The organism is Achromobacter sp. JCM 18799, from assembly GCF_055395645.1.
This window is the reverse complement of record NZ_AP043866.1, coordinates 5,111,834-5,134,527: the sequence shown is the minus strand read 5'-3', so window position 1 is coordinate 5,134,527 and position 22,694 is coordinate 5,111,834. Positions and strand designations below refer to the sequence as shown.

Here is a 22,694-nt window from a genome sequence, read left to right as displayed (position 1 = left end):
ACAGCTCACTGCCACAGTTGAAAAAAAACCGCGGCCAGCAATGGTCGCGGTTTTTTCTTGTGCGCTTCTTGCGTGGACTGCCGGCCTAAACCAGCACCCGCTCGATGCCGCCCGCATTGGCGCGGCGCACGTACTCTTCCATCCAGCCTTCGCCCAGGATGTGACGCGCCATCTCGACCACGATGTAGTCCGCGTCCATGCCGGTGTCGCCTTCATAGCGCGACAGGCCCTGCAGGCACGACGGGCAGGAGGTCAGCACCTTCACGTCGCCGGTGAAGCCGTCGCTGCGCAAGGCGGCATCGCCCTTGAGCAGCTCTTCCTGTTTGCGGAAGCGCACCTGCGTGGAGATGTCGGGGCGGCTGACGGCCAGCGTGCCCGATTCGCCGCAGCAGCGGTCGCTCTTGACGGCGTCGTCGCCGACCAGGGCGCGCACGGTCTTCATGGGTTCCTGCAGCTTCATGGGCGTGTGGCAGGGGTCGTGGTACATGTAGCGCACGCCCTTGGCCCCTTCCAGCTTGATGCCCTTTTCCAGCAGGTATTCGTGGATGTCGATCAGGCGGCAGCCCGGGAAGATCTTGTCGAACTCGTAGCCCGCCAACTGGTCGTAGCAGGTGCCGCAGCTGACCACCACCGTCTTGATATCCAGGTAGTTCAGCGTGTTGGCGACGCGATGGAACAGCACCCGGTTGTCGGTGATGATCTGCTCGGCCTTGTCCGTCATGCCGTTGCCGCGCTGGGGATAGCCGCAACACAGGTAGCCCGGCGGCAGCACGGTCTGCACGCCCGCGTGCCACAGCATGGCTTGCGTGGCCAGGCCCACCTGGGAGAACAGGCGCTCCGAGCCGCAGCCCGGGAAATAGAACACCGCTTCCGTGTCGGCCGTGGTGGCCTTGGGATCGCGGATGATCGGCACGTAGTTCGCGTCTTCGATGTCCAGCAGCTTGCGCGCCGCCTGCTTGGGCAGCCCGCCAGGCATCTTCTTGTTCACGAAATGCACCACCTGCTCGCGCAGCGGCGGCTTGCCCACCGTCGCCGGAGGCGCGGCGGTCTGCTTCTTCACCAGGCCCGACAGCAGGTCGTGCGCGGCGCGCTGGACCTTGTAGCCCACGCCCACCATTGCCTTGCGGGTGGCGTTGATGGTGGCCGGATCCTTGGCGTTCAGGAAGAACATGGCGCTGGCCGTGCCCGGATTGAACGACTTGCGGCCCATGCGGCGCAGCACGGCGCGCATGTTCATGGACACGTCGCCGAAATCGATGTCGACCGGACAGGGGTTGTAGCACTTGTGGCAGACCGTGCAATGGTCGGCCACGTCCTCGAACTCTTCCCAGTGCTTGAGGCTGACGCCGCGGCGGGTCTGCTCTTCGTACAGGAAGGCTTCCACCAGCAGCGAGGTGGCCAGGATCTTGTTGCGCGGCGAATACAGCAGGTTGGCGCGCGGCACGTGGGTCGCGCACACCGGTTTGCATTTGCCGCAGCGCAGGCAGTCCTTGATGGATTCGGAGATGGCGCCGATGTCGCTTTGCTGCATGATCAGCGACTCGTGGCCCATCAGGTTGAAGCTGGGCGTCCAGGCGTGGCGCAGGTCCGCACCCGGCATCAGCTTGCCGGCGTTGAAGTGACCGTTGGGATCGACGCGGCGCTTGTAGTCCTGGAACGGCGCCAGCTCGGCCTCGGTCAGGAATTCATACTTGGTCAGGCCGATGCCGTGCTCGCCGGAAATCACGCCGTCCAGGTCGCGGGCGATCTGCATGATGCGTTCGACGGCCTGGTGGGCCTCCTGCAGCATGCCGTAGTCGTCCGAGTTGACCGGGATGTTGGTATGCACGTTGCCGTCGCCGGCGTGCATGTGCAGCGCCACGAAGACGCGGCTCTTCAACACGCGGCCATGGATGGCGATCATCTCGTCGACGATCTTCTTGTAGGCCGCGCCCGAAAAAGTGCGCTGCAGGCCCGCCAGCACTTCCGTCTTCCAGGACAGGCGGATGGTGCGATCCTGCACCACGTCGAAGACGCGCGCGCCGGGCTGCGCCGCGAGGCGGTCCGACAGCACGGGCTGCAGCTCGCCCAGGCCCAGGCCATGCAGCTCGGGCAGCGCCTGCAGGAGCGGCAGGTCGAGGTTGTCCAGCAACCACTGCCAGCGCTGCCTGACGGCGGCCAGCAGTTCCAGCGCCTGGCGCGTGCGCTCGGCCAGCATTTCGGCGCGGGTGGTCTCGACGTCCGTGTCGTCGATCTTGCCGACCGGCAACGGCGTGCACAGATAGGCGTCCAGCTCGCCCAGCAGCTTGAGCTTGTTGCTGGTCGAGAGTTCGATGTTGATGCGCTCGATGTGATCCGTGTACTCGCCCATGCGGGGCAGCGGGATCACCACGTCTTCGTTGATCTTGAAGGCGTTGGTGTGGCGAGCGATGGCGGCGGTGCGCGAACGGTCCAGCCAGAACTTCTTGCGCGCCTCGGGGCTGACGGCCACGAAGCCTTCGCCATGGCGCGTGTTGGCCAGGCGCACGACTTCGCTGGAAGCCGCGGCCACGGCGTCTTCGTCGTCGCCGACGATGTCGCCGATCAGGACCATCTTGGGCAGCACGCCGCGCTTGCTCTTGGTGGCGTAGCCCACCGCGCGCAGATAGCGTTCGTCCAGATGCTCGAGACCGGCCAGGATGGCGCCGCGGGCGCGGCCTTCGCCGTCCAGGTAGCCCTTGACCTCGACGATCGACGGGATCGCGTCGCGCGCCTGGCCGAAGAACTCCATACAGACGGTGCGCGTGTAGCGCGGCATGCGGTGCAGCACCCAGCGCGCCGATGTGATCAGGCCGTCGCAGCCTTCCTTCTGAATGCCGGGCAGGCCGGCCAGGAACTTGTCGGTAACGTCCTTGCCCAGGCCTTCCTTGCGGAACACGCGGCCCTGGATTTCCAGGGTTTCGGTCTTCAGCAGGCGTTCGCCCGGCTTGCCGCGGCCGTCGAACCACTTGAGCTCGAAGCGCGCCACGTCCACGTCATGGATCTTGCCCATGTTGTGGTCCAGGCGGCTGACTTCCAGCCAGTTGCCGTTCGGGTCAACCATGCGCCACCAGGCCAGGTTGTCCAGCGCGGTGCCCCACAGCACGGCCTTCTTGCCGCCCGCGTTCATGGCGATGTTGCCGCCGACACAGGAGGCCTCGGCCGAGGTCGGATCGACGGCGAACACGAAGCCGGCCGCCTCGGCAGCCTCGGAAACGCGCTTGGTCACGACGCCGGCGCCGGCATGGATGACCGCCACGGGTTCGGTCAGCCCGGGCAGCAGACAGGACTCGACCTTGCCGAGCTTGTCGAATTTCTCAGTGTTGATCACCGCCGACTTCCAGGTCAGCGGAATGGCGCCGCCGGTATAGCCGGTGCCGCCGCCTCGCGGGATGATGGTCAGCCCGAGTTCAATACAGGCGGTGACCAGGGCGGCGATCTCGTCTTCCGTGTCCGGCGTCAGCACCACGAAGGGGTATTCCACGCGCCAGTCGGTGGCGTCGGTCACGTGCGAGACGCGCGACAGGCCGTCGAACTTGATGTTGTCGCGCGCGGTGATGCGGCCCAGCACCTTCTGCGCCTGTTTGCGCATCATGGCGGTCTGATCGAACTCGCCCTCGAACGCGGCGATGGCGGAGCGCGCCCGCGCCAGCAGTCCGACGACCTTCTCGTCGCGGTGCGGATCGTGGCCGGCCTCGGCGGGCACGTCCGGTTCGCGGCGGCGGTCGATTTCACCCAGGCGGTGATGCAGGGCTTCGATGAGCTGCTTGCGGCGCTTGGGATTGTCGAGCAGGTCGTCCTGCAGATAGGGGTTGCGGCGCACCACCCAGATGTCGCCCAGGACCTCGTACAGCATGCGCGCGGAACGGCCGGTGCGGCGTTCGCCGCGCAGGTCGCTCAGCAGGCTCCAGGCGTCGTCGCCCAGCAAGCGGCCGACGATCTCGCGGTCGGAAAACGACGTGTAGTTGTACGGGATTTCGCGCAAGCGCGCGGGTGCTGCGGGCGGCATCGCCCCGTTCAAGATGTGGCTAGCGAGTGGGGCGTTCATGGCTGCAAGAAGGGGGCCCTTAAAAAATTATTTTATGCCATAGGCCGAGTCTGGCCCCTAATACCCCTAGGGAAGCGCTCGAAACTCGGAAATGATAGGGATGGTGCGTCCCCAATTAAACGCAATCCTGGCGCTAGACCTGCCCGGGAAAAAACCACAGCAGTCCGGCCGTCATGACCAGATAGCGCAGGAATTTGCCGATGGCCATGTAGAGCACGCAGGGCCAGAACGACAGCCGCAGCCACCCCGCCACGGCGCATAGCGGATCGCCCACGGCGGGCAGCCAGGACAGCAGCAGCGCCGGCGGTCCCATGCGATGGATCCAGTCGTGGGCACGCTCGTTCCAGCGTCCGCGCATGCGTCCGCCTTCGGTCGCATCGGGATGCGGATGGGGGTGGTGTTCCTTCCAGCGCTGCACGGCGCGTTCGGCGCCCAGGCCCATGGCGTAGCTGATGGCGCCGCCCACCGTATTGCCCAGGGTCGCCACCAGGATGGCCGGCCAGAACATGTCCGGCGCCAGCTTGATGTAGCCGAATACAGCGGGTTCCGAACCCAAGGGCAGCAGGGTCGCGGACACCAGCGAAACCGTGAAGATGGCGGACAGGCCGACCGAGGGCAGCGACAGCACCCCCAGCATCCAATGCACAGCGGATAGCAGACTTTCTTCCATAGTGCGCCGAGTGTAGCCGCGCGCGGGTGCATAATCTGCCCCACCTCCCTACTTCTTGCCCCGCCTGCTGTCCATGTCCACTGACTATCTGAAACGCATCCTGACCTCCAAGGTTTACGACGTTGCGGTCGAATCGCCGCTGGAGACGGCACCGCTGCTGTCGCAGCGGATCTCGAACACGGTGCTGCTCAAGCGCGAAGATACCCAAGCGGTGTTCAGCTTCAAGCTGCGCGGGGCCTACAACAAGATGGCCAACCTGAGCCCGGCCGCGCGCAACCGCGGCGTCATCGCGGCCTCGGCAGGCAACCACGCCCAGGGCGTGGCGCTGGCGGCCAGCCGGCTGGGCTGCCGCGCCGTCATCGTCATGCCCACCACCAGCCCGCAGGTCAAGATCGACGCGGTGCGCCGCCTGGGCGGCGAAGTCGTGCTGGCGGGCGAGAGCTTTTCCGACGCCTACGCGCACGCGCAGATCCTGGAAAAGAAAGAGAAGCTGACCTTCGTCCACCCCTTCGACGATCCCGACGTGATCGCCGGCCAGGGCACGGTGGGCATGGAGATCCTGCGCCAGCACCCCGGCCCGATCGACGCCATCTTCGTGGCCATCGGTGGCGGCGGGCTGATCGCGGGCGTGGCCGCCTACATCAAGCAGCTGCGCCCGGAAATCAAGATCATCGGCGTGCAGACGGAAGACTCGGACGCCATGCTGCGCAGCGTGCGCGCGGGCCGCCGGGTGCAGTTGAACGACGTGGGGCTGTTCTCCGACGGCACGGCGGTCAAGATGGTCGGCGCGGAAACCTTCAAGCTCACGCGCCAGTATGTGGATGATTTCGTGGTGGTCAACACCGATGCGATCTGCGCAGCCATCAAGGACGTGTTCCAGGACACCCGCAGCGTGCTGGAGCCGGCCGGCGCGATGGCCGTGGCCGGCGCCAAGCAATACGCGGCCGAACACAACCTGAAGGGAAAGACGCTGGTGGCGATCGCCTGCGGCGCCAACATGAATTTCGACCGCCTGCGCTTCGTGTCCGAACGCGCCGAAGTCGGCGAAATGCGCGAAGCCGTGTTCGCCGTCACCATGCCGGAGCAGCGCGGCAGCTTCCGCCGCTTCTGTGAATTGGTGGGCGAGCGCAGCGTGACCGAGTTCAACTACCGCATCTCCGACGCGGACCGCGCCCACGTCTTCGTCGGCATCCAGGTGTCCTCGGCATCCGAGCCCGACAAGATCGCCGCGAACTTCCGCCGCCACGGCTTTGACACGCTGGACCTGACCCACGACGAAATGGCCAAGACCCACCTGCGCCACATGGTGGGCGGGCGCTCGGCGCTGGCGCGCAACGAACTGTTGTACCGCTTTGAATTCCCGGAACGTCCGGGCGCGCTGATGCGCTTTTTGAACGCCATGAATCCGGACTGGAACATCAGCCTGTTCCATTACCGCAACCAGGGCGCGGATTATGGCCGCATCCTGATCGGCATCCAGGTGCCGCCCGCCGACAAGAAGCAGTTCCGCAGCTTCGTCGCCGAACTGGGCTATCCCCACTGGAACGAGACCGACAATCCGGCCTACAAGCTATTCCTGTAGGGCCGCGACCTTCACACCGGCGCACAAAAACGAGAGGGCCTCCATACGGAGGCCCTTCCCTTCCCTGCTCTAGAAACGTCCGGCGGCAACCACTAGGGGGGGTTCGCTGTCACTCGGCGGCCCACGGAGATGAGCCGCGCATTCAGCAAGGTTTTGCCGGACGTCCTAGCGCTTAGAAACGGTGACGCACGCCCACGGCGACTGCCGTGTCGGTCGCATCGCGCTGGAACGCGTAGTTGTCGCCGTAGGAGGCGTACGCGTACAGGTTGGTGCGCTTGGTAAAGTCGTAGGTGTAGCCCAGGCTGTAGACGTTGAACGTTGCATCGTCGCCCGTCAGCTTGTCGTTGCTGGCGGTGGCGCGCTGCCACGAACCGAAGACAGCGTGACGGCCCAGCGGCACGGTGGCGCCGATCATGTACGAATTGGCGCGGAAGCCGTCAGCCAGCTTGAACGAGCCCAGGTTCTGCATGCCGTCGGGCGTGGTGCCCATGTTCTGGCCGACGAACCAGCCGTCGCGGGTCTGGCCGAACGCAGCCGCGACCTTCACGACTTCGAAGTCATACGAACCGCCCAGGATGTATTCCTGGATGCGCGCTTCGGACTTGCCGCCGGTCTGGCCGTTGGACGGGTTGAAGCGGTCGTACGCCGCAGCCAGGTTCAGCGGGCCGTTGACGTACTGCACGCCCGCCGTCAGCACGCGGTTGTTGTTGCCGGTTGCGAAACCGGTCTGCGAGGTGTCGCTGACCGTGTCATCGGCGCTGAACGAGTAACCCACGCCCAGCTTGAAGCCGCCCATGCTGGGGGTCTGGTACAGGACCATGTTGTCCAGGCGCATCGTGTTGGCGCTGCCGAACGTGGTACCCATGTTGGCGGTGTTGTAGCTGATCGAGAACGGGTCGATCGAGCCGAAGTACTTGGAAGCCAGGTTGGTCTGGCGGCCGAATTCGAGGCGGCCCCAGGAATCGCTGTCCAGGCCCACGGTGGCCTGACGGCCGAACAGGCGGCCGTTCTGCAGCGACTTGCCGTTCATGGGGCCGAAGCCGCCTTCCAGGGTAAACACGGCGCGCAGGCCGTCGCCCAGGTCTTCGGTGCCGCGCAGGCCGAAGCGCGAGCCGCTGCTCACGCCCTGAACTCCGCCGAAACGGCTTTGCGAATTACCGCCGAACTTGACCTTCTCGTAGCCGACACCGGCATCGATCAAGCCGTACAGCGTCACGGAGTCTGCGGCTTGCGCAGCGCTGGCGAAACCAGCCAGCAGCGCGACAGCCAATAGCGTCTTCTTCATATAAGTCCCCAAAATGGCGAGATGAAAGGCAAACCGCAAACCCACCGCGCACAGAGCTGGGAGTCTGCGTGCCGCTGCGAACAAGTTAGCGGCGCATGCACTGGAGTCAGTGTCCAGCCTGCGCCCACTCGAAGTAACCCGGATTTCGAAGAACTACTTTCCATGGTTGGGATAATGACGGCCTTCTTACTAACCACCCTCTTTGGAAACCTGCGTTAACGCATTGATATCAAATGCGAATTAAGGCTCGCAAAACACCAGACGGGCCTCGGATATTCTCCTGCCGGGCCCGACAGACCAACAAGAGTTGTTGATTGGCCCGGACAATTCTGATGTGCAAACGCCACACTATCGGCGGATGGCGGACCATCCGCTGCATATAAAAAAAGCCCCTCGACACTTCGAAGGGGCTCTTTTCTTGCCAGCTGGACGGCTTACCGGCCTTGGGGCGGGTAGTCCAGTTCACCGAACGTGTACTCGCCGCGGGCCTTGGCTTCAGCCAATTCCTGACGCACTTGTTCGCGGCTCTTGCCGGCGGTTTGCGACACCGCGGCCTTGGGCGGGTAGTCCAGTTCAGCAGAGGTCACCTGGCCAGCAGCCTTGGCGCTTTGCAGCTCCTGCTGGACTTGCTCGCGCGACAGGCTGGTGCGCTCGACGGCGGCAGGCGGATAGTCCAGTTCACCAAACGTGACCTGGCCGGCGGCCTTGGCGGCTTGCAGTTCCTGCTGGACCTGTTCACGCGTCTTGCCATCGGCGTGAGCGGCGGACATACCCACCAACGTTGCGGTAACCATGAGTGCGGTAGCTAGGGCTTTCATTGAGACGACTCCATCCTAAACCTTGCACATCGTCTTCTGCCAGGCTGGCAGGTGCGATATGACAATTTGATTGCTGGGACGAAGTATCTGGCGATTGCGGCCTAGTAAAAACCCTTATTTTGGGGAACATATTTGCACAGATGGGACAATTACGGGAAGTGATCGCCAGAATCTGCGCATTTTCTGCACACTTCCGAGTACCATCCAGCACCGGCAGGCCTTGCCGGCATTCAGCCGCAAGCAAGCTAGGTAAGGGAAGATGTGCAGCTGATCGGGTGGATACGCCGTTCAGCGTGGGGAAATAGACATTTCTACTGGCGGGACAATGATTCCATTTATCATACGAATCCACCAGCAATGGAATTGAATCTCGAGGGCCCCCATGGATATCCAGCTTAACGACATCGCTCTGTTTGTCGAAGTCGCCAAGCGCAAGAACTTCAGCCACGCAGCCGAAGCCTTGAATATTCCGACCTCCACGCTCTCGCGCCGCGTCAGTGAACTGGAGCGCAGCATCGGCATGCGGCTGCTCAACCGCAGTACGCGCAAGATCGACCTGACCGAGGCCGGCGCCATCTATTTCGAACGCTGCCGCCACATCGTGGAAGAAGCGCGCATTGCTCACGATCAGTTGCTGGACATGGCGGTGCAGCCCAAGGGACGCCTGCGCATCTCGCTGCCTACCAGCCTGGCGCAACTGTTCCTGCCCGCCGTCATCAGCGAATTCCGTGAGCAGCATCCGGATATCGAATGCGACTTCGATCTGAGCATGCGTCCGATCGATCCCATCAGCAATCCGTTCGACCTGATCCTGCGCTTTGGCCAGCAGCCGGACTCCAGCCTGATCTCGCGCAAGATCGTGCTGATGGCCCATCAGCTATATGCCTCGCCCGAGTACCTGGCCCGCCACGGCGAGCCGCGGGTGCCCGCGGATCTCAGCCATCACGAATGCCTGCGCCCCACCATGCGCGAGGAGTCATCCTTCTGGATGCTGCATTCGGGCGACAAGGTGGAACGCGTGCAGGTGTCGGGCCGCCTGTCGGCCAACAACGTCGGCATGCTCGGACGGTTGGCGGGACAAGGCCTGGGCATCACGCCGCTGCTGGTCTTTGACGCGATGGAACGCGCCATCAAGCAAGCGGGCCTGGTGCGGGTGCTGCCGGAATGGAGCCTGACGCCTCTGCCGCTCTTCGCGCTGCTGCCTTCGCGCATGCTGCCGGCAAAGACCAAGGCCTTCCTGGACTTCATCCAACCGAGGTTGTCGGACGTTTGAGCGGCGATTGTTGATGGGTTACGCGGGCGTATCGGCGCTGTACTGACAGACGGTGTAGAGCGGCGTGCCGGTGGCGGCGACCTTGGCGGAGCCGCCCAGGTCGGGCAGGTCGATGATGGCGGCCGCCTCGACCACATTGGCGCCAAGGCGCTGCAGCAGCTTGATGGCGGCCAGCATGGTGCCGCCGGTGGCAATCAGGTCGTCCACCAGCAGGACGCGCTGGCCGGTGCGCACGGAGTCCGTGTGCATTTCGACCGACGCGTTGCCATACTCCAGCGAGTACTCCTCGGCCACGGTGCGGAACGGCAGCTTGCCCTTCTTGCGCACCGGCACGAAGCCCAGATTGAGTTCGTAGGCCAGCACGCTGCCCACGATGAAGCCGCGCGCATCCACGCCAGCCACCAGGTCCAGGCGCTGGCGCATGTAGCGATAGACGAAGAGATCAATAAGCACCCGGAACGCGCGCGGGTCCTGCAGCACGGGCGTGATGTCGCGAAAAATGACACCGGGTTGGGGCCAGTCTGGAACGCTGCGGATGGTGCGCCGGATGTACTCGGCGTTGTCGGTCTGCATGGAAGACGGCCCTGAAGAATTGAAGCAAGGCGAACTATAACCTCGCAACCGCGCTTAAGCCAGGGTTGCCGCCCCCGATGACAATTCACATTGCTGTAGCCGGCCGTCCTGCAGCGCGTAGCGGCGATCGACCGCCCCTGCGGGCAACGCCGCGTGGGTGGCCAGCACCACGGCGCGTCCCTGCACGGCGCCCGCCAGATCGCTGAAGAATGCCGCTTCGGCCTCGGCGTCCAGACCAGCCGTCGGCTCGTCCAGCACAATGACCGCGGCCGGCGACAACAGCGCACGCGCCAGGCACAAGCGACGCGCCTGCCCGGCCGACAGCTGCGAACCCGTCTCCCCCGCCCAGGTGTCCAGGCCATCCGGCAGGCCGCGCACGAAGTCGCCCAGCCTCGCGGCGTCCAGCGCGCGCCACAGGGCGGCGTCGTCCGCCTTGGGATCGCCGATCAGCAGGTTGGTGCGCAGGGTTCCCAGGAATACCGGAGCATCCTGCGACAGCAGCGCGATGCGCCGGTGCCAATCCGCCTGTGTACAGACGCGCGCATCGCAGCCGCCGAAACGCACCTGCCCCGCCTGCGGATCCTCCAGTCGCAGGAGCAGGTGCAGCAGGGTCGACTTGCCCGCGCCGCTGGGCCCCACGATGGCGATCCGCTCGCCGGGCGCCACACGCAGGCTGACGCCGTCGAGCACGGGCGGACTCGCGGACGTTCCTCGGGCGGAATAGGCAAAGCGCACGCCGTCCAGCTCCAGCACGCCGCTGTCGGGCAAGACGCTGGGCGCTGCCGGATCCTGCATGTCCGGCTCGCTTTGCGTGACTTCCCGGATGCGTCCCGCCGCCGAAATGGCCGAGCCCATGCGCGATGCGCCCCGCATGATCGGGCCAGCCACTTCGAAAATTCCGATGACCGCCAGCAACAACCCGGCCAGCGTGGGGCCTTCGATGCGCCCTCCCTCCAGCGTGTCCAGGCCGAACCAGAGCAAAGCCAGCACCGATGCGCCGGCGGCCGCCTGCAGGAAGAACTGTCCCCGCGCCGCCACCCGCGCCTGGCTGCGGCGGGCGAGCGCGCTGGCTTCGCATAGACGCTCGAAATGCGCGGCTGTCTGCGCCTGCGCGTGCAGGGCCACCATGTCGGCATGCCCTTCCACCGCGTCCAGCGTCGCCGCGCGCAGTCCCGCCGCGCTCTCCTGGGCCGCCGCGCCGGGCTTGCGCGCGGCGCGCAGCAGCCACAAGGGCACCAGCACGCATGCGACCAGCAAGGCCAGGGCCAGCGCCAGCGCGGCCGCGGGCACCCACGATCCCAACACCGCGGTCAACACCGCACCCGCCAGGATGGCGGTAACCAAGGGCGCCACCACAAACAGGAAAACCGTATCGAGCGCATCTACGTCGCCCGTCATGCGTGCAACCAGATCGCCGTCGCGATAGCGCGCCAATTGCCGCGGCGTTAGGCGGATCAACGCCGAGAACACTTTCGCGCGCAGGTCAGCCAGCAGGCGCAGCGTGGCGGAATGGCCCACCACGCGGTCGGCGTAACGCGCCACGATGCGCAGGAACGACAGGCCGCGCACCAGCGCCGATGGCGCAAACAGATTGAACGCGCCGCCCGCCCCCGCCAGCGCCGCGCCGGTCAGGAACCAGCCCGACACGCCCAGCAGGCCCACGCCGGCGGCCACGGTCGCCAGCGCGCAGAACAATGCGAGCAAAAGCCCGCTTTTACGGCGCGCATACAGCGGCAGGAGCAACAACAGGTTCTTCATGCGTCTTCCACTTTTCCGCCAACCACTCGCAACGTCCGACCCAGCCGGGCCGCCACCGCGGGCGCGTGCGTCGCCAGCAGCAAGGTGCGGCCGGCGGAGAAAGCCAGGATCTCGTCCAGCACGCGCGCCTGCGTGGCTTCGTCCAGATGCGCCGTGGGTTCGTCCAGCAGGATCAAGCCCGGATCGCGCAGGAACAGACGCGCCAGCGCGACGCGCTGCGCCTGGCCCCCGGACAGGCCGTGCCCGCGGCCGCCCAGTTGCGTCGCCAGCCCTCGCGGCAGGGCCTCGGCGAACTCCAGCACGCAGGCGCGGCGCGCGGCGGCCTGCACCTCGGCATCGGAAGCGTCGGGACGGCCCAGACGGATGTTGTCGGCGATGGAGCCTGTCAGCAACTGCGGCTTCTGCCCGATCAACGCCACGCGCTGGCGCAGCGCCGCCTCGCCCCAATCGGGCAAGGGCACGCCGTCGACGCTGATGTCGCCCTGGAACGGACGCAGGCGTGCGACCGCCTCGATCAGGGAGGACTTGCCGATGCCGCTGGGGCCCATCAGCGCGGCATGCTCGCCCGGCGCCAGCGCCAGACTGGCATCCGTCAGCACCGCCTGGCTGCGGCCGGGCGCGTCCAGATTCAAGCCCGCAATGACAAGGGCCGCGCCCGCAGCACGGCGTTCGCGAACGTGTCCGGGATCTGCGGCGGCCTTGCCTGCGCCAGGCACGCCACCGGTTGCAGCATCGCCGGCCTGCGGCAAGCCATCGAACAGCAGGGAGATCTGCGAAACTGCCGCGAGCGCCGCCGCACGGTCGTGATAGTGCGCCGCGAACTGGCGCAACGGCGCATAGACCTCTGGCGCCATCAGCAAACAGAACAGCCCTGCCTGCAGGGTCAGCGGCGACCAGCGCAGGTCCAGGAATCCCAGGTAGGTCAATCCGATATAGACCGCCACCCCGGCCACGCCCAGCGCCGCAAAGAACTCCAGCACCGCCGATGAAAGAAAGGCGATGCGCAGCACCGACATCGTGCGTTGGCGCAACGCGTCGCTGGCCGCCACGACGGACTCGGCTTCGGCCTCCGCGCGGCCATAGAGTTTCAGGGTGGACAGACCGCGCAGCCGATCGGCAAAGAAGCCCGACAAGCGCGCAAAGGCGCGCAGGTGGCGGCGGCTTGCGCCTTGGGCGCCCCAGCCCACCAGGGCCATGAACAAGGGAATCAGCGGCGCCGTGATCAGCAGGACCAGCCCGGCAATCACGTCCATCGGCAGCAGCACCACCGAGAAAGCAACCGGCAGCATGGCGGCCGCCGCCATGGCGGGCAGGTACTTGGCGAAAAACCCGTCCAGGGCCTCGACCTGGTCCACCACCGCACTCGCCAGTTCTCCCGACGCCTGCCCTCGGCTCCAGTACGGCCCCTTCTGCACCAAACGCCGGAAAAGCGACAGTCGCACATGGCGCTTGATACGCTCGGCCGCGTCCGCGCCTGCGCGCTCGCCCGCCCAGGTGATGCAGGCGCGCACCAGCATGAGTCCCGCGATGGCCAGGATGTCGCCCAGCAGCTCCTGCCGGGGCGCCTGCCTGACGATGGCCGCATCGAGCACGCTGGCCAGCAGCCAGGCCTGCACCACCAGCAGGGCGCCGCTGACCAGGGGCGCGGCGCCCGCCAGCATCAGCGGCAGCCTGGCCGTCTTGGCGAGCGCCATCAACCACCGCGACTGTTCGCGCGGCGGCTTGTTCAGGGTTGCCGAGGGATCGTGCTCGAGGCTGCTAGCGCCGCCGCTCACTCGTCGTCGCGGCTGGCGCGCGGATCATGGGTATGACCCTCGCGCAGCTCGAACCACATTGCATTGAGGATGGCGAAGGCGCACGCCAGGCCCAGACCGAGTATCCACGAGAAATACCACATGGTGGAGGCTCCTTTATCAGTATGAGTTGGGCGTGTCGCCGACCGATTCATGGGTGACCTTGCCGCGCATGACGCGGTAGACCCAGGCGGTGTAGACGGTCACGATGGGCAGGAAGATGGCGACCGCGATCACCATGATCCACAGCGTCAAGTGGCTGGACGAGCCGTCCCAAATGGTCAGGCCGGCCTGCGGCTTGGTCGACGAGGGCATGATGAACGGGAAGAGCGAAAAGCCCACCGTCAGAATCACGCCGGCGATCGACACCGACGAGGCCAGAAACGCCAGCACGTTGGCGCGCACGCTCAGCAGCAGCGCCACCAGGACGGCGCCACCCACGCCCAGCGCAGGCGCGATCCACATCAGCGGCCATTTCGCGTAGTTGGCCATCCAGGCGCCGTTCTGCACCGCCACGGTCTTGAGCATCGGATCCGACGGGCCGGCCATGTCCACCGCGCTGGTGATCACATGGCCAGGCAAGCCGCCCGCCACCCAGAACCCGCCCGCCGCGAACAACGCCGCGGTCAGCAAGGCGCACAGCCTGCCCCAGTTGCGGGCACGCGACGAAATCGGATCTTCGGTGCGCCAGGCCAGCAGTACGGCGCCATGCATGGCCAACATCACCACGCTGAGCACGCCGGCCAACAGCGCGAACGGCATGAACAACTGGTAGAAGTGGCCTTCGTAGATCGGACGCAGGGTCACCGGATCGAACGTGAACGGCACGCCCAGGATGATGTTGCCCATGGCCACGCCGAACACCAGCGAGGCCACCACGCCCGAGAAACAGAGCACGCCGTCCCAGCGGTTGCGCCAGCTGGTGCCTTCCATCTTGCTGCGGTACTTGAAGCCGACCGGCCGCAGGATCAGCGCGATCAGCACCAGCATCATCGCCAGGTAGAACCCGGAGAACGACGCGGCGTACAGCAAGGGCCATGCCGCGAAAATGGCGCCGCCCGCGGTGATGAGCCAGACCTGGTTGCCTTCCCAGACCGGTCCCACCACGTTGATCACCACCCGGCGCTCGGCGTCGGTCTTGGCAACGACCGGCAGCAGCGCAGCCACGCCCAGGTCAAAGCCGTCCATGACGGCAAAGCCGATGAGCAATGCGCCCAGCAGCACCCACCAGACCACGCGCAGCGTGCCGTAGTCGAAAGGAATAAGAGTATCCATCGCTGTCTCTCCTTCAGGCCCGCACGGCAGCGTGCACAGGATCGGCGGCGGCAGCTCCGGGCGCCGGCCCATCGGATTTCGGTCCCTTCCTCACGGCGTGCAGCATCACCTTCACGCCGATGATCAGCAACACCGTGTACAGCACCAGGAATATCGTCAGGCTGATGGCCAGGTCGACGATGGTCAGGCCGGAAGCCGCGTAGTAGGTCGGCAGCACGCCTTCGATCACCCAGGGCTGGCGGCCGTATTCGGCCACGAACCAGCCGCTTTCGATGGCCACCCAGGGCAACGGCAAGCTCCACAACGCCACCTTGAGCAGGCCACGCCGGCTGTCCAGCCGCCCGCGCGAGGCCAGCCAGAAGGCCACGCCGAAGAACAGGATCAGATACATGCCCACCGCGACCATGATGCGGAACGCCCAGAACAGCGGCGCCACGTTGGGCACGGTATCGACGGCGGCCTTCTTGATGTCGTCTTCGGTGACCTTGCTCATGTCGGGCTGATAGCGCTTGACCAGCAGCGCATAGCCCAGGTCGGGCCAGGTCTTGTCAAAGACCATGCGCGCATCCACGTCCTTGGGATTGGCGCGGATCTTCTGCAAGGCTTCATACGCCACCATGCCGTCGCGAATGCGATTCTCGGCGCGACGTATCAGGTCGTCGATGCCCAGCAGCGGCGTGGTGAGCGAACGCGTGCCGATGATGCCCATGACGTAGGGGATCTCGATGGCGAAGTCGTTCTTGCGCTCGGCCTGGTTGGGGATGGCGATCAGGTTGAAGGACGCAGGGGCCGGCTCGGTGTGCCACATGGACTCGATGGCCGCGATCTTCATCTTCTGGTGTTCGGTGGTGAGATAGCCGCTTTCGTCCCCCAGCACCACGACCGACAACGCCGAGGCCAGGCCGAAGCTGGCGGCGACCGCCATCGAGCGCTTGGCCAGGTCGATGTGGCGGCCCTTCAGCAGGTACCAGGCGCTGATCGACATGACGAACATCGCGCCCGCGACGTAGCCTGCGCTGACCGTGTGCACGAACTTGGCCTGCGCCACCGGGTTGAAGATCACCGCGGCGAAGTCGGTCATCTCCATGCGCATGGTGTCGGGATTGAAGATCGAACCGACCGGATTCTGCATCCAGCCGTTGGCGATCAGGATCCACAGCGCCGAGAAGTTGGTGCCGAACGCCACCAGCCAGGTCACGATCAAGTGGCTGACCTTGGACATGCGGTTCCAGCCGAAGAAGAACAGGCCGACGAAGGTCGCTTCCAGGAAGAAGGCCATCAGCCCTTCGAGCGCCAGCGGCGCGCCGAAGATGTCGCCTACGTAATGGCTGTAATAGGACCAGTTCATGCCGAACTGGAACTCCATCACGACGCCTGTGGCAACGCCCAATGCGAAGTTGATGCCGAAGAGGGTGCCCCAGAACATCGTCATCCGCTTCCAGATGGCGCGGCCAGTCATGACGTACACGCTTTCCATGATGGCCAGAATGAACGACAGGCCTAGCGTGAGCGGGACGAAGAGGAAGTGGTAGAGCGCGGTCGCGGCGAACTGGAATCGCGACAGATTTACGACGTCGAGATCAATCATTGGGTCGCTCCCAAGCAGTTGAGGTGCCGCGGCAACCGGCATGGTTCCCAGGCCGTCTCTCGCGCCATGTTACGAGCGTTGCATACAACTTCATAGAGGTTTCCTGAAAAATCGGGGCGGATCAGGCTCAGCCCTTGCCCCGCAATTTGCCGGCGAAACCCAGCACCTTCTGCACTTTCGAACCGAGCTTCATCAGGTTCTGCAGGGTTTCTGGCGGCAGTCGTTGAACCTCATCGAACCATCCGGTAGACAGTTCGATGAGCTCCAGCATGTCGTTCATGCGCTGTTGCGCGTACGCCTCATCCGGACCCGACGGGGGTTCCAACAGGGTGTCCCGCAGCAGGGTCAGCGTGGGATCGATTTCGCGCTTGCGCTTTTCTTCCATCAGGATGCGGAAGATCTCCCAGACGTCCTTGGGAGTTTCGAAGTAGTCGCGGCGGTCGCCGACTTGATGCATGAGCTTGACCAGCCGCCAGGACTGCAGCTCCTTCAGCCCCAGGCTGACGTTGGAGCGCGAGAAGCCGAGGGTTTCGGCGATGTCATCGGCGTTCAGCGGCTTGGGCGACAGAAACAGGAGGGCGTAGATCTGGCCGACCGTGCGGTTCACGCCCCACCGGCTGCCCATTTCGCCGAAATGCAGGACGAATCGTTCGTTTTGAGGGGACAGGGCCATGGATCGCGCTACGCCGGCAAGACCAGGACGCGTCGTCCTGGCCGATAAGAACAGTTACACCGATTTCAGAAAATTCTGGAATTTCCGAAATTATCAAACAATCCATGCGAAAGCGCAAACCACACTGGCGGCAGGGGGATGATCTCAAGACATGATGTCGCGGCAGTGACAGACGGCCTTCTCCGGCCTTTGCCTAAAGCCGCCGACAAACGCAAGCGGCCACCAGCCGGTGAGCTGGTGGCCGCTAGGGAAAACGGAAAAAAGGCTTTAGCCGGCCTTGACGGACACCGCCGCCGACACCCGCTTGGCCTTGGCGCGAGCCGCCGCCACGTCCTCGGCCACGGCCAGGCCCACGCCCATGCGGCGCTTGACGAAGGATTCGGGCTTGCCGAAGAGGCGGATGTCGGTGCCGGGTTCGGCCAGCGCTTCGGCCACGTTGTGGAACGAGACCGCGGCGGCCTCGACGCCGCCGTAGATGACGCTGCTGGCGCCGGGCTGGCGCAGACTGGTGTCCACCGGCAGCCCCAGCAGCGCCCGGGCGTGGAGTTCGAATTCGTTCTGGACCTGGGTGATCATGGTGACCATGCCGGTGTCGTGCGGACGCGGGCTGACTTCCGAGAACCAGACCTGGTCGCCGGCCACGAACAGCTCCACGCCGAAGATGCCCAGGCCGCCCAGGTTGGAAGTGACCGCCAGCGCGATGTCGCGCGAACGCTGCAGCGCGGCGGGAGACATCGGGTGCGGCTGCCAGCTTTCCACGTAGTCGCCGTCGACCTGCTTGTGGCCGATGGGTTCGCAGTAGCGGGTTTCGACCTGGCCGTCGGCGCCGCGGGCGCGCACGGTCAGCAGGGTGATTTCGTAGTCGAAGCGGATGAAGCCCTCGACGATGGCGCGCCCGCCGCCCACCCGGCCGCCCTCCTGGGCATAGCGCCAGGCGGACTCGACGTCGTCGGCGCTCTTGATCACGGACTGGCCCTTGCCCGAGGAGGACATGACGGGCTTGATGACGCAGGGATAGCCGATGCCGCCGTCGATGGCCGCGCGCAATTCTTCTTCGGTGTCGACAAAACGGTAGGGCGAGGTCGGCAGTCCCAGGGTCTCGGCCGCAAGCCGGCGGATGCCCTCGCGGTTCATGGTCAACTGGGCCGCGCGGGCGGTCGGCGTCACCCGGGCCACGCCCGCCGCTTCCAGTTCCACCAGCAAATTGGTGGCAATGGCTTCGATTTCGGGGACAATAACGTGGGGCCGTTCCTGTTCGATGACCTTGCGCAGGGCCTGCGGGTCCGTCATCGAGACCACATGCGCCCGGTGCGCCACCTGGTGGCCCGGAGCGTCGGCGTACCGATCCACGGCAATGACTTCCACGCCCAGCCGCTGCAGGGCAATGATGACCTCTTTGCCCAATTCGCCGGACCCGAGCAGCATGACGCGGGTGGCCAAGGGGGACAGGGGCGTGCCAAGAACGGGGCTGGAAATGCTGGACATGGAGCGGGCCTGGAAAAAAGTTGGAAAGCCGTTGAAATGACCCGCCAGCATGCCATACGCCCTTTCCGGGGGCAAACCCGCATACTGATATTAAAATCCACGTATGACTGACCATCCCACAACATCGTCCGAGACCGCGCTGGCATCTGCGCGCAGAACGCTGCAGATCGAATGCCAGGGCCTGATGGACCTGTCGGCCCGGCTGGACGACAGCTTCGCGCAGACCGTCGCGATGCTGCTGGCCTGCCGCGGCCGGGTGGTCGTCAGCGGCATCGGCAAGACCGGCCACGTGGCCCGCAAGATCGCGGCGACCCTGGCCTCCACCGGCACGCCGGCCTTTTTCGTGCACGCCGCCGAGGCCGTCCACGGCGATCTGGGCATGATCACCCAGGACGACGTCCTCATCGCGATTTCCTATTCCGGCTCCGGCCAGGAACTGCTGACGATCCTGCCCGTCGCCCGCCGCATGGGCGCCAAGCTGATCGCCATTACCGGCAACCCGCAGTCCGAACTGGCCCGGCTGGCCGACGTCCACCTGGACGCCAGCGTGGCCCAGGAAGCCTGCCCGCTGAATCTGGCGCCCACCGCCAGCACCACCGCCGCGCTGGCCCTGGGCGATGCCCTGGCCGTCGCCTGCCTGGAGGCCCGCGGCTTCGGCCCGCAGGATTTCGCGCGCTCGCACCCGGGCGGCGCGCTCGGCCGCCGCCTGCTGACCCACGTGCGCGACGTCATGCGCCAGGGCGACGCCCTGCCCATCGTCATGGCCGGCACCCCGGTATCGCAGGCGCTCGAGGTCATGTCCGCCAAAGGCATGGGCATGACCGTCGTGACCGACGCGCAGCGCCGCCCCCTAGGCATCTTCACCGACGGCGACCTGCGCCGACTGATTGCCCGCCAGGGCGACATCCGCAGCCTGACCGTCGAATCCGGCATGACGCGCTCGCCGCGCAGCATCACTCCCGACGCGCTGGCCGTCGAGGCGGCCCAGCAAATGGACAAACAACGGCTCAACCACATGCTCGTGCTGGACAGCGACGGCGTTCTGCTCGGCGCCCTGCACATGCATGATCTGATGGCCGCCAAAGTGGTATGACTATGACTCTTTCTGTACCCGTGACGCATCCGGCCGAAGCGCTGGTCCTGGCCCGCATCCCCGCCGGCGTGCGCGAACGCGCCGCGGCGGTGCGTCTGATGGTGTTCGACGTGGACGGCGTGCTGACCGACGGCAGCCTCTATTACGGCGACAACGGCGAACTGCAAAAGCGCTTCAACGTGCTGGACGGCCACGGACTGCGCCTGCTGATGGAAGGCGGCCTGAAGGTTGCGCTGATGACCGGACGCTCCGGCCCCATCGTGGCGCGCCGCGCGGCCGAGCTGGGTATCGCCGAGGTCATCCAGGGCGTGCGGGACAAGGGCGGCGCCCTGGCCGAACTTGCGCAGCGCTCCGGTGTCCAACTGAACCAGACCGGCTACATGGGCGATGATGTCATCGACCTGCCGGCCCTGCAGCGCGCCGGCTTCGCCGCCAGCGTGCCGAACGCGCCGGGCTACGTCAGCCAGGCCGCCCACTGGGTCTCCACGCACGCCGGCGGCAACGGCGCCGTGCGCGAATGCTGCGACCTGCTGCTGGCGGCCCAGGGACGCCTTGGCGCCTTCCTGGCGGCGCCAGGCCTGCTCGGCCCGGGCGCCATCCAATGATCGCCAGGACAACCCATACGCCCTTGCGGCAGACCCGATGAAAGAACGTTTTCCATCCCTGATCGCGCTGTTCCTGCTGCTGGTGCTGGTCGCCAGCTCGTGGTGGGCGGCGGATTACGCGCAGCGGGCCATCCAGACGGATCCGCCACGCCGCGTCACCCACGAAATGGACGCCTGGTCGCGCGACTTCATCATGCTGCGCACCGACCCGAACGGCAAGCCCATCAACCGGCTGGAAGGCGACTACGCTGAACATTTTCCGGATGACGATTCCTATCACGTGACCTCGCCGCGCGCCGTGGGCCAGCGCGAGGACAACCCCATCACCGTGGCTGTCTCCAAGACCGCGGTGATGGAGCAAGGCGGCAAGCGCATCGTCATGAACGGCGACGCCCACGTGCGCCGCCAGCCGGACGCCAATAACGACCTGCTGGACGTGCGCAGCCAGCAGTTGATCATCTTGCCCGACGACGACGTGGTCTACACCGACCTGCCGGCGGAAGTCATCAAGGGCCGTTCGCGCATGAACGGCACGGGCATGCACTACAACAACAAAACGCGCCAACTGCAGGTTTCGGCATCGACCGATGTGGAAATTGCCGGTTCCGAAGGCAGGCAGCAACGCCGGACCGAAATTCCCGCCAACAACACTGACCAGAAAAAACCATGACCGACCTCCGGATTCTCCTTGCCCCGACGACCCGCTTGCTCGGCGCCATCCTGCTGACGGCCTCGGCGCTGGCCCCGGCCCATGCCGCGGATCCGGCGCCCAAGGCAGCGACGCCGGCGGAAGAGCCCAGCACGCTGATCCTGTCGGACACCCTGCACTACGACGACGTGAAGAAGAAGAGCGTCTTCACGGGCAACGTCAACATGACGCGCGGCCTCATGACCCTGACGTCCGACGTGCTGGAAATGAACGAAGGCGCGCAAGGCAACCAGTTCGGCACGGCCACCGCCAACAAGGGCAAGATCGTGACCATCCGCCAGGAACGCCCGGAAACCTTCGAACTCATCGAAGGCACGGGCCTGCGCGCCGAATACGACGGCTCCAAGAGCACCTTCGACCTGATCGGCCAGGCGGTCGTGATCCGCTACGTCTGTGGGAAACCGTTCGATACCATTCGCGGCGAGCGGGTACGCTACAACGAGAAGACCGGCACCTACGAAGCCCATGGCGGCCCCAACTCCGCCGCGGCCGGCGGCCGGGTCCGTTCGGTGGCTGAACCGCGCGCCAAGTCGGATGCGGCCATCGCCGAATGCCGCAAGCAGCAGGCAGCCAAGAAGGGGCGTTGAACGCCTCCCATGCAACACCACTCGCAGCCACGATGAACCAACCTTCAGTGCCGACTCCGGTAACCTCCGCGCCTTCGGGCGTCAAGCAGGGCAGCCTGCGCGCAACCGGCTTGCGCAAGACCTATAACGGCCGGACCGTGGTGCAGGACGTGTCCCTGTCCGTGGTCAGCGGCGAAGTGGTCGGCCTGCTCGGCCCCAACGGCGCCGGCAAGACCACCAGCTTCTACATGATCGTGGGCCTGGTGCCCGCGGATGCGGGCCGCATCGAGATCGACGGCTCCGTCATCACCTCGATGCCGATCCACAAGCGCGCGCACATGGGCCTGTCGTACCTGCCCCAGGATGCCTCCGTGTTCCGCCGCCTGACGGTGGAACAGAACATCCGCGCCGTGCTGGAACTGCAATTGGGGCCGGATGGACGTCCGCTGTCCACGCCCAAGATCAACGAGCAGATGGAATCGCTGCTGGAAGAACTGCAGATCGGCCACATCCGCAGCAACGCCGCCATCTCCCTGTCGGGCGGCGAACGCCGCCGCGTGGAAATCGCGCGCGCGCTGGCGACCAGCCCGCGCTTCATCCTGCTGGACGAACCCTTCGCCGGCGTGGATCCCATCGCGGTGATCGAGATCCAGCGCATCGTGCGTTTCCTGAAGGGCCGCGGCATCGGCGTGCTGATCACCGACCACAACGTGCGCGAAACCCTGGGCATCTGCGACCGCGCCTACATCATCAGCGAAGGCAAGGTCCTGACCGACGGCCACCCCGACGAAATCGTGGGCGATCCCGCCGTGCGCCGGGTGTATCTGGGAGAGCATTTCCGCATGTAATGCGGCCCTGGGGAAGACCCCTAGGCGCCGCCTGCGCAAAGGCGCATGCACCCTG

The 22,694-nt window shown here is 65.6% G+C and carries 19 protein-coding genes; 7 read left to right on the top strand and 12 right to left on the bottom strand.

Features of this window, described 5'->3' with window-relative positions; translation table 11 throughout:
• Positions 1 to 85 precede the first annotated feature (85 nt).
• Both ACZ5YA_RS24225 and ACZ5YA_RS24220 read right to left on the bottom strand, forming a co-directional pair.
• Positions 86 to 4,045, bottom strand: coding sequence for a DUF3683 domain-containing protein (locus ACZ5YA_RS24225; RefSeq protein WP_059378266.1), 3,960 nt, complete (start codon positions 4,043 to 4,045; stop codon positions 86 to 88).
• 133 nt (positions 4,046 to 4,178) lie between these two features.
• The gene (locus tag ACZ5YA_RS24220) at positions 4,179 to 4,715 is read right to left on the bottom strand and encodes a YqaA family protein (protein WP_118933587.1); all 537 of its coding nucleotides are present in this window, start codon (positions 4,713 to 4,715) and stop codon (positions 4,179 to 4,181) included.
• Positions 4,716 to 4,788: 73 nt separating this feature from the next.
• Between ACZ5YA_RS24220 and ilvA the strand changes: the two genes are divergently transcribed.
• Positions 4,789 to 6,297 carry a threonine ammonia-lyase, biosynthetic gene (gene ilvA / locus ACZ5YA_RS24215; protein WP_054457791.1) on the top strand — a complete coding sequence of 503 codons (1,509 nt, stop codon included), beginning with the start codon at positions 4,789 to 4,791 and terminating at the stop codon, positions 6,295 to 6,297.
• 172 nt (positions 6,298 to 6,469) lie between these two features.
• Here the strand turns inward: ilvA and ACZ5YA_RS24210 are convergent, their stop codons facing one another.
• Both ACZ5YA_RS24210 and ACZ5YA_RS24205 read right to left on the bottom strand, forming a co-directional pair.
• Positions 6,470 to 7,582 (bottom strand): porin, encoded by a 1,113-nt coding sequence (locus ACZ5YA_RS24210; protein ID WP_059378270.1) that lies wholly within the window; start codon positions 7,580 to 7,582, stop codon positions 6,470 to 6,472.
• 434 nt (positions 7,583 to 8,016) lie between these two features.
• On the bottom strand, positions 8,017 to 8,400 hold the full coding sequence (locus ACZ5YA_RS24205) for a DUF4148 domain-containing protein (protein WP_059378272.1): 384 nt from the start codon (positions 8,398 to 8,400) through the stop codon (positions 8,017 to 8,019).
• Between the two features lie 382 nt (positions 8,401 to 8,782).
• Between ACZ5YA_RS24205 and ACZ5YA_RS24200 the strand changes: the two genes are divergently transcribed.
• Positions 8,783 to 9,673: a LysR family transcriptional regulator gene (locus ACZ5YA_RS24200; protein WP_059378273.1), complete on the top strand. Its 891-nt coding sequence runs from the start codon at positions 8,783 to 8,785 to the stop codon at positions 9,671 to 9,673.
• Between the two features lie 18 nt (positions 9,674 to 9,691).
• Here the strand turns inward: ACZ5YA_RS24200 and ACZ5YA_RS24195 are convergent, their stop codons facing one another.
• From ACZ5YA_RS24195 to purT, 8 genes are all read right to left on the bottom strand, one after another.
• Entirely contained in the window at positions 9,692 to 10,246 is a 555-nt protein-coding gene (locus ACZ5YA_RS24195) for an adenine phosphoribosyltransferase (protein WP_054457754.1), read from the bottom strand.
• Positions 10,247 to 10,300: 54 nt separating this feature from the next.
• Entirely contained in the window at positions 10,301 to 12,004 is a 1,704-nt protein-coding gene (cydC, locus tag ACZ5YA_RS24190; RefSeq protein WP_464091331.1) for a thiol reductant ABC exporter subunit CydC, read from the bottom strand.
• Positions 12,001 to 13,779 carry a thiol reductant ABC exporter subunit CydD gene (cydD, locus tag ACZ5YA_RS24185; RefSeq protein ID WP_464091330.1) on the bottom strand — a complete coding sequence of 593 codons (1,779 nt, stop codon included), beginning with the start codon at positions 13,777 to 13,779 and terminating at the stop codon, positions 12,001 to 12,003. The genes cydC and cydD overlap by 4 nt, the downstream gene beginning before the upstream one ends.
• Positions 13,776 to 13,901: a cytochrome bd-I oxidase subunit CydX gene (cydX, locus tag ACZ5YA_RS24180; protein ID WP_043546919.1), complete on the bottom strand. Its 126-nt coding sequence runs from the start codon at positions 13,899 to 13,901 to the stop codon at positions 13,776 to 13,778. The genes cydD and cydX overlap by 4 nt, the downstream gene beginning before the upstream one ends.
• Before the next feature lie 16 nt (positions 13,902 to 13,917).
• Complete coding sequence (gene cydB / locus ACZ5YA_RS24175) at positions 13,918 to 15,072, bottom strand: cytochrome d ubiquinol oxidase subunit II (RefSeq protein WP_059378278.1); 1,155 nt, start codon at positions 15,070 to 15,072, stop codon at positions 13,918 to 13,920.
• Positions 15,073 to 15,085: 13 nt separating this feature from the next.
• Complete coding sequence (locus tag ACZ5YA_RS24170) at positions 15,086 to 16,660, bottom strand: cytochrome ubiquinol oxidase subunit I (protein WP_059378281.1); 1,575 nt, start codon at positions 16,658 to 16,660, stop codon at positions 15,086 to 15,088.
• A 127-nt stretch (positions 16,661 to 16,787) separates the two neighbouring features.
• Positions 16,788 to 17,333 carry a GbsR/MarR family transcriptional regulator gene (locus tag ACZ5YA_RS24165; RefSeq protein ID WP_059378283.1) on the bottom strand — a complete coding sequence of 182 codons (546 nt, stop codon included), beginning with the start codon at positions 17,331 to 17,333 and terminating at the stop codon, positions 16,788 to 16,790.
• A gap of 267 nt (positions 17,334 to 17,600) precedes the next feature.
• Positions 17,601 to 18,818, bottom strand: a complete 1,218-nt coding sequence (gene purT, locus ACZ5YA_RS24160) for a formate-dependent phosphoribosylglycinamide formyltransferase (RefSeq protein ID WP_059378356.1) — start codon at positions 18,816 to 18,818, stop codon at positions 17,601 to 17,603.
• A 103-nt stretch (positions 18,819 to 18,921) separates the two neighbouring features.
• Between purT and ACZ5YA_RS24155 the strand changes: the two genes are divergently transcribed.
• From ACZ5YA_RS24155 to lptB, 5 genes are read left to right on the top strand one after another with little or no spacing between them, the layout of a single operon-like run.
• Entirely contained in the window at positions 18,922 to 19,911 is a 990-nt protein-coding gene (locus ACZ5YA_RS24155) for a KpsF/GutQ family sugar-phosphate isomerase (protein ID WP_280016322.1), read from the top strand.
• Entirely contained in the window at positions 19,908 to 20,516 is a 609-nt protein-coding gene (locus tag ACZ5YA_RS24150) for a KdsC family phosphatase (RefSeq protein WP_118933591.1), read from the top strand. Before ACZ5YA_RS24155 ends, ACZ5YA_RS24150 begins: the two co-directional genes overlap by 4 nt.
• Positions 20,517 to 20,553: 37 nt before the next feature.
• Positions 20,554 to 21,186 carry an LPS export ABC transporter periplasmic protein LptC gene (gene lptC, locus ACZ5YA_RS24145; RefSeq protein WP_059378289.1) on the top strand — a complete coding sequence of 211 codons (633 nt, stop codon included), beginning with the start codon at positions 20,554 to 20,556 and terminating at the stop codon, positions 21,184 to 21,186.
• Positions 21,183 to 21,812 carry a lipopolysaccharide transport periplasmic protein LptA gene (gene lptA, locus ACZ5YA_RS24140; protein ID WP_464091329.1) on the top strand — a complete coding sequence of 210 codons (630 nt, stop codon included), beginning with the start codon at positions 21,183 to 21,185 and terminating at the stop codon, positions 21,810 to 21,812. Before lptC ends, lptA begins: the two co-directional genes overlap by 4 nt.
• Positions 21,813 to 21,844: 32 nt before the next feature.
• A complete protein-coding gene (gene lptB / locus ACZ5YA_RS24135; RefSeq protein WP_054457765.1) occupies positions 21,845 to 22,639 on the top strand; it encodes an LPS export ABC transporter ATP-binding protein in 795 nt (264 codons plus the stop codon).
• Positions 22,640 to 22,694 lie beyond the last annotated feature (55 nt).

Bases quoted from the DNA above. Each gene is read 5' to 3' on its own strand.
- ACZ5YA_RS24225 (WP_059378266.1), bottom strand. From the start codon at position 4,045: ATGAACGCCCCACTCGCTAGCCACATCTTGAACGGGGCGATGCCGCCC.
- ACZ5YA_RS24195 (WP_054457754.1), bottom strand. From the start codon at position 10,246: ATGCAGACCGACAACGCCGAGTACATCCGGCGCACCATCCGCAGCGTT.
- ACZ5YA_RS24165 (WP_059378283.1), bottom strand. From the start codon at position 17,333: ATGGCCCTGTCCCCTCAAAACGAACGATTCGTCCTGCATTTCGGCGAA.
- cydX (WP_043546919.1), bottom strand. From the start codon at position 13,901: ATGTGGTATTTCTCGTGGATACTCGGTCTGGGCCTGGCGTGCGCCTTC.
- lptB (WP_054457765.1), top strand. From the start codon at position 21,845: ATGAACCAACCTTCAGTGCCGACTCCGGTAACCTCCGCGCCTTCGGGC.
- cydB (WP_059378278.1), bottom strand. From the start codon at position 15,072: ATGGATACTCTTATTCCTTTCGACTACGGCACGCTGCGCGTGGTCTGG.
- lptC (WP_059378289.1), top strand. From the start codon at position 20,554: ATGAAAGAACGTTTTCCATCCCTGATCGCGCTGTTCCTGCTGCTGGTG.
- ACZ5YA_RS24170 (WP_059378281.1), bottom strand. From the start codon at position 16,660: ATGATTGATCTCGACGTCGTAAATCTGTCGCGATTCCAGTTCGCCGCG.
- purT (WP_059378356.1), bottom strand. From the start codon at position 18,818: ATGTCCAGCATTTCCAGCCCCGTTCTTGGCACGCCCCTGTCCCCCTTG.
- ACZ5YA_RS24150 (WP_118933591.1), top strand. From the start codon at position 19,908: ATGACTATGACTCTTTCTGTACCCGTGACGCATCCGGCCGAAGCGCTG.
- ACZ5YA_RS24200 (WP_059378273.1), top strand. From the start codon at position 8,783: ATGGATATCCAGCTTAACGACATCGCTCTGTTTGTCGAAGTCGCCAAG.
- cydC (WP_464091331.1), bottom strand. From the start codon at position 12,004: ATGAAGAACCTGTTGTTGCTCCTGCCGCTGTATGCGCGCCGTAAAAGC.
- ACZ5YA_RS24155 (WP_280016322.1), top strand. From the start codon at position 18,922: ATGACTGACCATCCCACAACATCGTCCGAGACCGCGCTGGCATCTGCG.
- lptA (WP_464091329.1), top strand. From the start codon at position 21,183: ATGACCGACCTCCGGATTCTCCTTGCCCCGACGACCCGCTTGCTCGGC.
- ACZ5YA_RS24210 (WP_059378270.1), bottom strand. From the start codon at position 7,582: ATGAAGAAGACGCTATTGGCTGTCGCGCTGCTGGCTGGTTTCGCCAGC.
- ACZ5YA_RS24220 (WP_118933587.1), bottom strand. From the start codon at position 4,715: ATGGAAGAAAGTCTGCTATCCGCTGTGCATTGGATGCTGGGGGTGCTG.
- ACZ5YA_RS24205 (WP_059378272.1), bottom strand. From the start codon at position 8,400: ATGAAAGCCCTAGCTACCGCACTCATGGTTACCGCAACGTTGGTGGGT.
- ilvA (WP_054457791.1), top strand. From the start codon at position 4,789: ATGTCCACTGACTATCTGAAACGCATCCTGACCTCCAAGGTTTACGAC.